This window comes from Methylobacterium sp. E-041, assembly GCF_022829665.1.
Classification (GTDB): domain Bacteria; phylum Pseudomonadota; class Alphaproteobacteria; order Rhizobiales; family Beijerinckiaceae; genus Methylobacterium.
Genome location: NZ_JAKSYQ010000210.1, coordinates 18,759 through 30,992 on the forward strand (window position 1 = coordinate 18,759; position 12,234 = coordinate 30,992).

Here is a 12,234-nt window from a genome sequence, read left to right on the forward strand (position 1 = left end):
TGCCAGGGGAGCTGCTGTCAGGGGACTCGGTGCCGGGGACACGGTGCCAGGGGACTTGGTGCCGGGGGACCCGGTCAGAGCACCGGCACGCCGCGGAACTTCGCGTGCTCGGACGGCTCCACGTGGATCACCACCACGGCGCCGGGGATCGTGGTCTCGAGCGCGTCCTCGAGCCGGTCGCAGATCTCGTGCGCCTCGCGCACGCTCATCTCGCCGGGCACCACGAGGTGGAAGTCGATGAAGGTCGCTTGGCCCGCGTAGCGCGTCCGCACGTCGTGCGCCTCCAGCGCGCCCTCGCCGTGCAGCGAGATCAGCGCGCGGATCTGCCCGACCATCTCGCCCGGCGCCGCCCGGTCCATCAGCCCGTCGACGGATTCGCGGACCATCTTCCAGCCGGACCACAGGATGTTCAGGGCCACCAGGCCGGCGACGACCGGATCGAGCACAGGGATGCCGGTCGCCAGAACCAGGCCGACGCCGACGAGCACGCCGCCCGAGGTGAACACGTCGGCGAGCACGTGGCGGCCGTCGGCGACCAGCGCCGGCGAGCGCCAGGCCTTGCCCCAGCGCAGCAGCGCCCACGCCCACACCGCGTTGATCACCGTGGCGCCGGCGTTGATGGCCAGCCCCAGGGCGGGGGCGTCGACGGGCTTCGGGGCCAGGATGCCGTAATACGCCTCGCGCAGGATCAGCAGCGACGCGACGATGATCAGCGCCCCCTCGATCACCGCCGAGAAGAACTCCGCCTTGTGGTGGCCGTAGGGGTGGTCGTCGTCGGCCGGCAGGCCGGCGACGCGCAGGGCCACGAACGCGCTGAGCGCCGCGACCACGTTGATGATGCTCTCGAGCGCATCCGAGTACAGCGCGAGGCTGCCGGTGAGCCAGTAGGCGAGGAACTTCAGCCCCGTGACCACCAGGCCAACGACGGCACTGGCGAGGGCGGCTTTCTGGGTGCGGCTCATGACGGGTCCGGGCGATCGACCCGGCGGCCTTAATCGACCGCGCCGGCACAAGGCCACGGCACAGGTTCAAGGCCACGGAACAGGTTCAAGGCGGCAGCACACCTTGCACCGCGGGGAATGGAACTTAGCCGCGGCTATCGCGGATCACGCGGCTGGAGCGGTCCCGTCGGCGCGTGCGGCTTCGCGCGCCTCGCTGCGCGCCCCCTGGGCCCGCGCGGCGGCGGCCTTGCGCAGGAGGCGGCGCCTCTGCCAGCCGAAGCGGGCCGCGGTGGCGAGCGCCTCGAGGCGGCCGGCCTCGCGCGCCCAGTAGCCGACGAGCTGCCCGTCGAGAGTGATCCGCTCCGCCTGCGCCGCCATGCATCCCTCCCCTCAGGCGATGGTGCTCGCCGTCGAACGTCCTCAGCAAAACGCCTAATGCGGCGCGGCGGGTTCCGTCGTCTCCTCGACGATCAGCGCCTCCGCCTCACCCTCGAACCCGCCCGCGCCGTCGGGGACCGGGGTGGCGGGCGTGCCGAACGGCGTGCTCGGATAGGCCTGCTCGAACCTTGCGCGCGCGTCGGCGGGGTCCTCGCCCTTGAGCACGATCTGCGGCTTGCCCGGCAGCGGCCAGCGCGGGTCGGCGGGATCGCGGGGACGCACGGCGTACCAGGGCATGGAGGCTCCAAGTGGAGACGGGAGGATCGCGCCTGCCGTGAACGGAAGCCGGTCCGGCGCGGTTCCACGAACGCCGCGCCGCATTGATTCCCGGCGCGCGCCGGTGCAGGTGCGGGCACCATGCGCGTGGACCTGTTCGATTTCGACCTGCCCGAGGCCAGCATCGCGCTGCGCCCGGCCGAACCGCGCGGCGCCGGGCGCCTGCTCGTCGTGCGCCCCGGCGACGGCCTGACCGATGCCCGCGTCGCCGACCTTCCCGGCCTGCTGCGCCGGGGCGACGCCCTGGTCTTCAACGACACCCGGGTGATCCCGGCGCGCCTTCGCGGCATCCGCACCCGGCCCGGCGCGCCCGGCCAGCGCACGGAGGTGATGCTGCATCTGCGCGAGGCGCCGGACCGCTGGCGCGCCTTCGCCCGGCCGGCCAAGCGCCTGGCGCCGGGCGACCGCGTCGTCTTCGGCCGGCACGGGGCCGGCGAGCCCTGCGAGCTCGGCGGCCTCGACGCCACCGTCGCGGCCAAGGGCGAGGGCGGCGAGATCACCTTGCGCTTCGACCTCGCCGGGCCGGCCCTCGACGAGGCCGTCGCCGCCATCGGCGAGCTGCCGCTGCCGCCCTACATCGCGGGCAAGCGCCCCACCGACGCGCGGGACGCCACCGACTACCAGACGGTCTACGCCCGCAACCCCGGCGCCGTCGCCGCTCCCACCGCCGGGCTGCACGTCTCCGACGGCCTTCTGGCGCGGCTGGACGCCGCCGGGATCGGCCGCCACACGGTCACCCTGCATGTCGGCGCCGGCACGTTCCTGCCGGTCAAGGCCGAGGACACCGCCGACCACCGCATGCACGCCGAGATCGGCTTCCTGGCGGCCGAGACCGCCGAGCGCCTGAACGCGGTGCGGGCGGCGGGCGGGCGGATCGTGGCGGTAGGCACCACCGCGCTGCGCCTGCTGGAGAGCGCGGCCGACGCGGACGGGCGCCTCCACCCCTTCGCCGGCCCGACCGAGATCTTCATCACCCCCGGCACGCGCATCCGCGCGGTCGACGCGCTGATGACCAACTTCCACCTGCCGCGCTCGACCCTGTTCATGCTGGTCTCGGCCTTCTCCGGCCTCGACACCATGCGCGCCGCCTACGCGCACGCGATCGCGGAAGGCTACCGGTTCTACTCCTACGGCGATTCGAGCCTGCTGTTTCCGGCCCAGGTCTGATAGGGCTGACCGACACCGCGCATCTCCCTCCCCCCGTCGCGGGGGAGGGTGGCCCCTGCGTGAACAGGGGTCTGGAGAGGGGAGCGCCGTATCCGGAAGCGTCGCTCCCCTCTCCCGACCCGCTTCGCGGGCCACCCTCTCCCGCACCCAAATCGGGCTTGCCCGATTTGGGCACCGGGTACACAGATCTCGGGCAAGCCCGAGATCTGGGGGGCGAGGGGGCGCTGCCCGAGGCAACCTGGAAGCCGTCTCACCTCAGCATGTCCGACACAGACTTCACCTTCGCCGTCCACGCCACCGACGGGCAAGCCCGCACCGGGGCGATCACCATGCCGCGGGGAACGATCCGCACGCCGGCCTTCATGCCGGTCGGCACCGCCGGCACGGTCAAGGCCATGTATGCGAGCCAGGTGCGCGCGCTCGGCGCCGACGTGGTGCTCGGCAACACCTATCACCTGATGCTGCGCCCGGGCGCCGAGCGGATGGCGCGGCTCGGCGGCCTGCACCGCTTCATGCGCTGGGACGGGCCGATCCTCACCGATTCCGGCGGCTTCCAGGTGATGTCGCTGTCGGCGCTCCGGAAGCTCGACGAGCAGGGCGTGACCTTCCGCTCGCATGTCGACGGCACCGCCCACCACATGTCGCCGGAGCGCTCGATCGAGATCCAGGGCCTGCTCGGCTCCGACATCCAGATGCAGCTCGACGAGTGCGTGCGCCTGCCGGCCGAGCGCGAGGCGATCGAGAAGGCGATGCGCCTCTCCCTGCGCTGGGCCGAGCGCTGCCGCACCGCCTTCGGCGAGCAGCCGGGCAAGGCTCTGTTCGGGATCGTGCAGGGCGGCGACGTGCCGGAGCTCCGGGTCGAGAGCGCCCGCGCGCTCGCCGGCCTCGACCTCAAGGGCTACGCCATCGGCGGCCTCGCGGTCGGCGAGCCGCAGGCGGTGATGCTCGCCATGATCGAGACGGTGGAGCCGCACCTGCCACGGGCCAAGCCGCGCTACCTGATGGGCGTCGGCACCCCGGACGACCTGATGCGCTCGGTCTCGCGCGGCATCGACATGTTCGATTGCGTGATGCCGACGCGGGCCGGCCGCCACGGCCTCGCCTACACCCGCCACGGCCGGATCAACCTGCGCAACGCCCGCCACGCCGAGGACACGCGGCCGCTGGACGAGACCTCCTCCTGCGAGGCGGCGAGCGCGTATTCCCGCGCCTACCTCCACCACCTCGTCCGCTCGGACGAGATCCTGGGGATGATGCTGCTGACCTGGAACAACCTGTCCTACTACCAGGACCTCATGGCCGGGATGCGGGCGGCCATCGCCGAGGGCCGCCTCGCCGCGTTCTGCGACGCAACCCGCGAGGGCTGGGCCCGGGCCGAGCGCGACGCCGCCGCGGGCTGAGGCCGGGCGATGCCGGGCCGCGATGAGCCCGCCCCATCGAGGCGCGCCTCCGCGCGACGGCCGGGCGCCGGCTCTCCGCCGGACCTCATGGGTCGTTGCTCATGTGATCCTCGCCCATCAGACGCGGCAGGGGCGCATCACGGATGCGCCAGCACCCGGTAGCTGCCGTCGGCCGCGTCCGCCCCCGTCTCCGCGGCGGCCTGCAGGCCCTCGACGATGCGGGCCGCCACCGGCAGGCGGTAGTGCAGGGCATCCCAGTAGTTCTCGTCGCGCGTCGTGATCGGCGAGGGCAGCCGGAAATCCACCACCAGCGCCCCCCGCGCCCGGCCGATCGCGGCGACCCGCGCCTTGCAGGCGGCCTCGCGCGCGCCCGCCGGCGTGCCGGCCGCCCCCTGCGCCGCCACGTGGACCGGCATGAAGGCGACGAGCTTGCGCGCCGCGTCCGGCACGGAGGCCAGCAGCGCATCGAACGCATCGAGCATGGGCATGGCGTCGCCGGCCTGGGCCGGGGGAGGCGTGCCCGGGCCGGCCGCCTCCGGATCGAGCGGGCTGCCGCCGCCATGGATGTGGCGCGCGGCGCGGACCGGGTCGTAGCTGGCCTCCGGCGGCGTGAACACGGAAAACCCGTCGCCGCGGATGCGGGCCGGCGCGAGGCCGAGGCGGTTGAGCGCGACTTGGGCCGCGATCCCGAGGCTCTGCCCGTTCACCTGCCGCAGCCAGCCCCAGGGCGCGCCCTCCGCATAGAGCCAGTCCGGGAACGGATGCGCGGTGCGGCGGGGCGCGTCGGCGGCGCACCACGTCGAATCGAGCGCGAACAGCACCGCGTGCACGGTGTTCCGGCGCAGGAACAGCCGCGCCAGCGTGCGCTGCTCGTCCGGCGTCGCGGCATTGACGGCCAGGTTGGCGAAGCGCGCCCCGAACGCCCGGTCGAGGGCGTTCGGATCGATGAGGCGCGCCGTTGAGGTGCCGAACACCGCCGCATCGTACCCGCCCGCGCGGGCGATCCGCGGATACATGAAGCGCTGGTTGCGATCCATGATCGCCCCCGGCCGGCCCGGGCGCGCGCGAAGGCCGTAGGGGTCCATCGCGGCGACGAAACCGATCGCGGCGAGGCCGGCCCCGAGGCCGGCGAGGGCGAAGGTCCCGGCGAAGCGCCGCCAGCGGCGGGAGGACGACGCCGGGGAGGAGAGGGGAGGGATCACGGCTGGCCTTCCGGCCCAAGGAGGGGGCGTTCGACCGCCGATGCCAGCAGACCATGGCGCCCGCGCGGCACGACGGCGCCCGCGCGCCTCGGATGCGACGCCGCACGGGCCACGCCCATGTTGACCCGTCCGGCGGCCTCCCCTATTCCACCCACGCCTCCCCGGGCCCGGCCCGCGCGGCCGACCGCACGGCGGACGCGAGCGCGTAGCTCAGCTGGTAGAGCAACGGACTTTTAATCTGTAGGTCTTGGGTTCGAACCCCAACGCGCTCACCAATTCTTTCAGTCGCTTAGTCGCCGGGCCGACCTTTTCTCTCGCCACTCGGGTAACGTCACGGGTAACGATGAGACTACCGGGGTGATCGATGGAAGAACCCCAGCCACCTGCGGCAGCGCACTTAAACAGTCTAATCGAGCAGGTGGCAGATGCGCCGGCCCCGTCGCGCGAGCTCTTCGCCGAGGTGTGGTTCGCCACCACCAGCAAGCAGCATCCCGACATCAAAGGCCGGTTCGCCCTCCTGATGGAAGCCAAGGCCTGGACCGAGGCGGCGCTGCTCACAGTGGCATGCGCACTGCCGGAATGGCGCGTGGTGACGAAGGCCAACCGCGGGGCTGGCGAGGCACTGATGCTGCCGCCCGATCACGTAGGCGGCGTGCCAGAACGCTCAAGCGATACCGTGAGCCATCCCGGAGGTGCCGCGCTAGCGATCTTGCAGGCTATGCTGACGGCGAAGTCAGGAGTGCGGTGAACGCGCCGCGGACCTCCGTTCTGTAACCCTTCTTACGTATGCAGTCCGTGCGCCATGGATAGACCACGACCATTATGAATTGCTCGTTTGAGGTTTTTCTCGCACGATGGAAAAATCCGGCGCCAGATGGGCGATAATCGATTCGGCGGGGTGCGATCGCCGTTGCTCGCCGTTTAGCGGCGCCGAGCGCATTGCGACGCGAGAAAATGATGAACCGGCGCTGGCGTTTCACGGTCCCAGGAACAGCCTAAGGAACGTCAATAGTGGCCGAACCTGTCGCCCCAATCATGCGGGCCAAATCCTTCAATTGCCCTCATTGCAATGCACTAGCACATCAGAAATGGTTCGATGCCTATGCACTTTATACCAGCGACCCACCCTCACTTCCGGACGATCAGGCACTCCTAAAGTTTATAGACGAGAACCAATCAAATCATGAATATGAAAACACTGTAAATTGGGCCAAAAAGTACCTACTGGGAAAGCCTTTCGGGCACAGGAACGATAATTTTAGCTCTGATATTCACTTGGAAATGCTTTACTTCACTCAGTGCTTTAGCTGCGAACAGTTTTCAATTTGGGTAAAAGACAAACTCGTATTTCCACTTCTTGGCCTAGATACTACGCCAAACGAGGATATGCCCGCGGACGCCAGGGAATCATTTATCGAAGCCAGCTTGATATTTAAGGCTTCACCGCGAGGTGCTGCTGCGTTGTTGCGACTTGCTCTACAGCAGATACTTATTTTTCTTGGTCAACCTGGAAAATTCATAGACAAAGATATTGGCGCACTTGTTGCTCTTGGTATGCCCATTCAAATCCAGCAGGCTTTAGATGTCGTCCGGGTCATTGGCAACAATGCAGTGCATCCAGGGCAAATCGACATCAACGACAACAGGGATGTAGCACTAAAGTTGTTTAGTCTTTTGAATATAATTACAGAGGCAATAATTACACAACCTAGACAAATTGAAAAATTGTTTGAAGGCCTGCCGCCGGGCGCCCGAGAAGCTATCGAGAAGCGCGATAAGCCGAAACCTTAAATCGCTGCCCGGGCCGGAAACAGCGTTTCAGGATTTCAGAACGCCATCACGCAGGCTAAGCACCTCGGAATGGTCAAGGTGGTCGAGCGCCGGCGGCCGGGCGCTAAGAGCCTCCCGAACCTGGTTACGGTGGTAGACCGCGAGTGGCAGGTCTGGATCCGCCACCACGGGTTCAAAAAGGCGAACATCACGAAGAGCACAACAGACAAAGAGGCTTTTCGAGAAAGGGAGTCGGGCGGCCGACGCATAGCTGGAATTCGCGGAGCGCAGCGCTTGTCTGTCCCTGTTCCTGTCTCGGGAACGGGGAATCCAAGGTCTTTGCAGGGATTCCGGGAGTCCGACCTCGCAAATTCGAATTGCGGTCGGAATGTGATCCAGGGGTCTAGACTGTGAAAGCCGCAATTACGCCTTAACCCAAAGCGCGAGCCGTGCTTATAGTCGGGCGCCGCCCATGGAGTGTACCGAAGTGGTAGAGCGGCTGCTTTGTAAACAGGGTTGTAAGATGAATTTTCTTCCGTTGATCAGAATGAAAATCAAGCGAAAGCCGAAGGAGATAACAATCGAAATCTCCTTCGGCTTCTACTAGATGTCTGTCTAACATCAACAGAGCCGTGGCGTGCAGGCTGCGGCTCCAACTGGATTGTACTGGAAAATGCGCTTTTGAAAAGGCGGCCCCTACGCAAGCCTCGCGTGAGCGCCAAGGGGCCGCCCGATCGCGTTCCCAAAAATCTGGTGTGCGAACGGATTTGGGGCTTCCGGCAAATGCTCGGAAGGTGAGGTCCGGGGCATGCGGTAATTCGGAATCCAGCCGGCGCCGGGGCCTGTAATTCCCCTTTTCCGGCGCCGCTCGATTATTGGAAATGGGCGATCGGTCCTAACTGGTTTTTCGGACCGGTCAGGCCGCCCAAGCGCGTTCAGCAGACAGTCGCGCCTGCTCCGCGTTATTGTCTGCCAGAGCCTTCGTGAGGGCGCTCTGGACCTCCTCTCGCGTAAGGGTGGATCCGCGCAGGTCGATCGCATAAGAGCGCGCGTCGGTCTTGCTCAGCGCGTTCGAGTTGGCCGAGCCCGCCATCGCGATTGGGATGCGCTTGCCATCTGGCAGGGGCACATAGGCCTCGGTCATCCGGCCCTCTCCGAACAGGGCCATTTGCGGCTTGTCGGCGATCCCGCTGTTGGCATAGGCGTTCAGGGGGAGCGGCCCGCGGCTCGTCATGATGCCGCCGGTGGCGAAGGGCAAGAAGCTCAGGTTCGGCAGGCCCGAGTTCTTGCCGCCGCCGAACAAGCCCGACAGGAACCCGCCGCCGCCCTTGGCCATCGATCTGAACAGGCTCGACGTGATGCGGCTTATCGCGCCCTGATCGAACATATACTCCCCGCGGCGCAATCCTCCAGATGAGACCTTCCTCGACAGGGCGGCAGCGGAGCGTAGGGTAGGTGCATGCGTCACGCCCTGCTCACCGCCATCGTCATGTTGCAGGGTGGGGGCGCATTCGCTGCCGAACCAATCATCGGCCGCGCAAGCGTCACCGATGGCGACACGGTGGTGATCCATGGCACCCGTATCCGTCTCTTTGGCATCGACGCGCCGGAGAGCGCTCAGGTGTGCGAGGACGCCGCCGGCAAGGAGTATCGCTGCGGACAGGTCGCCGCCCTCGCGCTGTCTGATTGGATTGGCGAGGCGCCAATCTCATGTGAGCCCCGGGACACCGATCGCTACGGTCGCACCGTTGCCGTGTGCAGGAAGGGCCCTGAGGACTTGAACGCCTGGATGGTGGCGCAGGGCCACGCCGTCGCGTTTAGGCGCTACTCGACCGACTATGTGGGACAGGAAGCGCAAGCACGTGCGGCCAAGCGCGGGATCTGGGCTGGCACGTTCGAAGACCCAGCGGGCTGGCGTAGGACACGTCGAGGTGGAGCAGCGGCGCGAGCGGCCGATGAGCCGACGCCGGCCGGATCGAACGCTTCGATGACCTGCACGATCAAAGGCAACATCTCGGCCAAGGGTGATCGGATCTACCACCTGCCGGGTACGAGCGCTTACACGCGCACCGTGATCGACGAGCAAGCCGGCGAGCGCATGTTCTGCTCCGAGGACGAGGCGAAAGCAGCCGGGTGGCGGGCACCGCGCGGATGAGATGGATCCAGAGGAGGCCGCGTTCAGACGCCAACCATGAACCAGAGTCCGACGCCCACCCAATTTGATCGGGGTGCGCCCATCGAGACGCTCGCCGGCACGATCGAGCGCGTCACCTTCCATAACGCCGAGACTGGCTTCTGCGTGCTCAAGGTCCAGGCGCGGGGCAAGCGCGACCTTGTGCCGGTGATCGGGCATGCGCCTGCCATTGCCGCCGGTGAATGGATCACCGCGACCGGGATCTGGTTCACCGACCGGCAGCACGGGCTGCAGTTTAAAGCCGATACGCTCAAGGCCACACCACCGACCGGGGTGGAGGGCATCGAGCGCTACCTCGCGTCTGGCTACATGCGCGGCATCGGACCCGCCATGGCCAAGCGCATCGTGGCGCTGTTCGGAGAAGCCACCTTCGAGGTCATCGAAGCCGATCCCGAGCGCCTGAAAGAGGTCTCAGGCATCGGTCCAATGCGGGCGGCTCGCATCGTCTCAGGCTGGGCCGAGCAGAAGGCGGTGCGCGAGATCATGATCTTCCTGCACGCGCATGGCGTCGGTACGGCGCGGGCGGTGCGGATCTTCAAGACCTATGGCTACGAGTCGATCGCCGTAATGACCGAGGATCCTTACCGCCTCGCGCGCGACATCCGTGGGATCGGCTTCCGCACGGCGGATGCGATCGCAATGCGTCTCGGGCTGACCAAAGAAGCACCGCAGCGGCTGCGGGCTGGCGTGTCGTTCGCTTTGCAGACCGCCATGGACGAGGGGCATTGCGGCTTGCCGATCGAGCGGCTGATCGTGCTGGCCCAGAAGCTCCTCGAGGTCGACGTCGCACTCGTCCGCACCGCGGTTGCCAACGAGCTCGCGCGTGGCGAAGAGGTCATCGCCGACACTGTCGAAGCCGAGCCCTGCGTCTTCCTGAAGGGCCTGCATGCCGCCGAGCGAGCGATCGCCGAGCGGCTCGTCACACGGGCCCGCGGCTCACCCCCGTGGCCTAGCATCGACCTCGACAAGGCTCGCCCCTGGGTCGAGGCGAAGACGGGAAAGACGCTGTCGCCCTCTCAGGTCGAGGCCATCCGCTTGATGCTGGCCTCGAAGCTCTGCGTCATCACCGGCGGGCCTGGGGTCGGCAAGACCAGCACCCTCGACTCGCTCCTGCGTATCCTCACGGCCAAGGGCGTGAAGGTGCTGCTCGCCGCACCGACAGGTCGCGCCGCCAAGCGGATGACCGAGCAGACCCGGCTCGAGGCCAAGACCATTCACCGCCTGCTGGAGATCGACCCGAAGCGCGGCGGCTTCTCGCGCAACGAGGAGAACCCGCTCGACTGCGACCTGCTCGTGCTCGACGAGTGCTCGATGATCGACGTGCCGTTGATGAACGCCTTGCTGAAGGCCGTGCCGGAGCGCTCAGGGCTTCTCCTCGTCGGCGACGTCGACCAGCTCCCCTCGGTCGGGCCCGGCCAGGTGCTGGCCGACGTCATCGCCTCAGGCCGCGTGCCGGTAGCGCGGCTGACCGAGGTGTTCCGGCAGGCGGCCGAGAGCCGGATCATCGTCAACGCCCACCGCATCAACCAGGGCCAGATGCCCGAGCGGCCACAGCTGGGCGAGAAGGCCGACTTCTACCTGATCGAGATCGACGATCCTGACGTCGGTGTCGCCAAGCTGATCGAGGTCGTGACCAAGCGCATCCCGCGCTCGTTCGGTCTTGATCCGACCCGGGACGTGCAGGTCCTGACGCCGATGCTGCGGGGCTCGCTCGGCTCGCGCAACCTCAACCACGAGCTCCAGCGTGTGCTGAACCCAAACCCAGCTCAGCAGATCGAGCGTTTCGGCTGGCGCTTCGCTCCCGGCGATCGGGTCATGGAGACCCAGAACGACTACGACCGCGACGTCTTCAACGGCGATCTTGGCATGGTGGCGCGCATCGACGAGGAGGAAGGCGCGGTCGTAGTCACCTTCGATGGTCGTGAGGTCGCCTACCCCTACGGCGAGCTCGATACGCTGGTGCCGGCCTTCGCTACGACGATCCACAAGAGCCAGGGCTCGGAGTATCCCGCCGTGGTGATCCCGATCGTGACACAGCACTTCAATATGCTGGCGAGGAACCTCCTCTACACCGGCGTCACCCGCGGCAAGCAACTCGTCGTGCTGATCGGCCAGCGCAAGGCGATCGGCATGGCGGTTCGCGGAGGGAGCGCGAAGCGACGCTGGACCAAGCTGCGGGAATGGTTGACGGGGCCAAATCAGGTGCCGTCGCTACGCGATCCACGAGCAACCTCCATGATCTCGACGTCCCGCAGCGGCGACTGAAGCTGCAATGCCCCCTCCGCCGGCGCCTTCAAGCCACGTGCGCCACTCCTCCGGCGTGGTCAGCAGCACTGGCGTCGCCTTCGGATGCACCGGCCCGACGACGCCGTTCGCCTCCGTCGTGAGGAGGGCGTAGAGCCGATGTTCCTCCTCGAGGGCTCGTTGCGCTTCGGGCCGCGCACGCCCGTCCACGGTCGCCAGGAAGAACGTTGTTTTGTGTCGTGTCATGCGGCTGTAGGTGCCACTCTCAGCCGCCGGGATGAGGAAGCGTGTACGCATTGCGACACGCTCGGGCATGGTTCTAAGTTCGGTGCATGTCCGCACTGAAATCACGCCGCATCAGATCTAGCGCATTGGCGACGCTCAGCATCCTAGTCGGACGAGCAACTGCCGAGGATGGACCATCGATCGCTTGGCCGGAGCCCGGTAGGCGGGCCACGATAAGCCGACCGTTCGGAGGCTCAACCATCGCGGTCAGCGTTTCGTCACGCACGGCCGGCGCTATCGATAGCCTGACCTGGGCCGGCACGCAGTTCATCAACGCCCACGACCACGGTCGCGAACTACAATCAGCCTCGTCCTAC

The 12,234-nt window shown here is 67.4% G+C and carries 11 protein-coding genes, 1 tRNA gene and 1 pseudogene; 7 read left to right on the forward strand and 6 right to left on the reverse strand.

Features of this window, described 5'->3' with window-relative positions; translation table 11 throughout:
- Positions 1–74: 74 nt before the first annotated feature.
- From MKK70_RS19670 to MKK70_RS19680, 3 genes are all read right to left on the reverse strand, one after another.
- A complete protein-coding gene (locus tag MKK70_RS19670; RefSeq protein ID WP_147729013.1) occupies positions 75–962 on the reverse strand; it encodes a cation diffusion facilitator family transporter in 888 nt (295 codons plus the stop codon).
- 144 nt (positions 963–1,106) lie between these two features.
- The gene (locus MKK70_RS19675; RefSeq protein ID WP_147859762.1) at positions 1,107–1,319 is read right to left on the reverse strand and encodes a hypothetical protein; all 213 of its coding nucleotides are present in this window, start codon (positions 1,317–1,319) and stop codon (positions 1,107–1,109) included.
- 54 nt (positions 1,320–1,373) lie between these two features.
- The gene (locus MKK70_RS19680; RefSeq protein WP_147730027.1) at positions 1,374–1,616 is read right to left on the reverse strand and encodes a hypothetical protein; all 243 of its coding nucleotides are present in this window, start codon (positions 1,614–1,616) and stop codon (positions 1,374–1,376) included.
- 120 nt (positions 1,617–1,736) lie between these two features.
- On the opposite strand from MKK70_RS19680, the gene queA reads away from it, so the two are divergent.
- On the forward strand, positions 1,737–2,822 hold the full coding sequence (gene queA / locus MKK70_RS19685) for a tRNA preQ1(34) S-adenosylmethionine ribosyltransferase-isomerase QueA (RefSeq protein WP_147859761.1): 1,086 nt from the start codon (positions 1,737–1,739) through the stop codon (positions 2,820–2,822).
- 260 nt (positions 2,823–3,082) lie between these two features.
- Positions 3,083–4,222 (forward strand): tRNA guanosine(34) transglycosylase Tgt, encoded by a 1,140-nt coding sequence (tgt, locus tag MKK70_RS19690; protein WP_147729673.1) that lies wholly within the window; start codon positions 3,083–3,085, stop codon positions 4,220–4,222.
- A gap of 137 nt (positions 4,223–4,359) precedes the next feature.
- On the opposite strand, the gene MKK70_RS19695 is transcribed toward tgt, so the two are convergent.
- Complete coding sequence (locus MKK70_RS19695) at positions 4,360–5,424, reverse strand: hypothetical protein (protein WP_409568298.1); 1,065 nt, start codon at positions 5,422–5,424, stop codon at positions 4,360–4,362.
- Positions 5,425–5,623: 199 nt separating this feature from the next.
- Here MKK70_RS19695 and MKK70_RS19700 point away from each other — a divergent pair.
- The 3 genes from MKK70_RS19700 (at position 5,624) to MKK70_RS30890 (ending at position 7,215) form a co-directional block, all read left to right on the forward strand.
- Positions 5,624–5,699 (forward strand) — tRNA-Lys (locus MKK70_RS19700).
- Between the two features lie 89 nt (positions 5,700–5,788).
- Positions 5,789–6,172, forward strand: coding sequence for a hypothetical protein (locus MKK70_RS19705; RefSeq protein ID WP_243949439.1), 384 nt, complete (start codon positions 5,789–5,791; stop codon positions 6,170–6,172).
- Between the two features lie 263 nt (positions 6,173–6,435).
- Positions 6,436–7,215, forward strand: coding sequence for a DUF4145 domain-containing protein (locus MKK70_RS30890; protein ID WP_243949440.1), 780 nt, complete (start codon positions 6,436–6,438; stop codon positions 7,213–7,215).
- A gap of 895 nt (positions 7,216–8,110) precedes the next feature.
- Here the strand turns inward: MKK70_RS30890 and MKK70_RS19715 are convergent.
- A complete protein-coding gene (locus tag MKK70_RS19715; protein ID WP_243949441.1) occupies positions 8,111–8,581 on the reverse strand; it encodes a hypothetical protein in 471 nt (156 codons plus the stop codon).
- Between the two features lie 72 nt (positions 8,582–8,653).
- Here MKK70_RS19715 and MKK70_RS19720 point away from each other — a divergent pair, with 72 nt between their 5' ends.
- Together MKK70_RS19720 and MKK70_RS19725 are read left to right on the forward strand one after the other, a co-directional pair.
- Positions 8,654–9,349, forward strand: coding sequence for a thermonuclease family protein (locus tag MKK70_RS19720; RefSeq protein ID WP_243949442.1), 696 nt, complete (start codon positions 8,654–8,656; stop codon positions 9,347–9,349).
- Positions 9,350–9,385: 36 nt separating this feature from the next.
- The gene (locus MKK70_RS19725) at positions 9,386–11,653 is read left to right on the forward strand and encodes an ATP-dependent RecD-like DNA helicase (protein WP_243949443.1); all 2,268 of its coding nucleotides are present in this window, start codon (positions 9,386–9,388) and stop codon (positions 11,651–11,653) included.
- On the opposite strand, the pseudogene MKK70_RS19730 reads toward MKK70_RS19725, so the two are convergent.
- Positions 11,587–11,850 (reverse strand): annotated as a pseudogene (locus MKK70_RS19730) (SOS response-associated peptidase family protein); the annotation flags it as partial. The gene MKK70_RS19725 and the pseudogene MKK70_RS19730 sit on opposite strands and share 67 nt — an antisense overlap.
- Positions 11,851–12,234 lie beyond the last annotated feature (384 nt).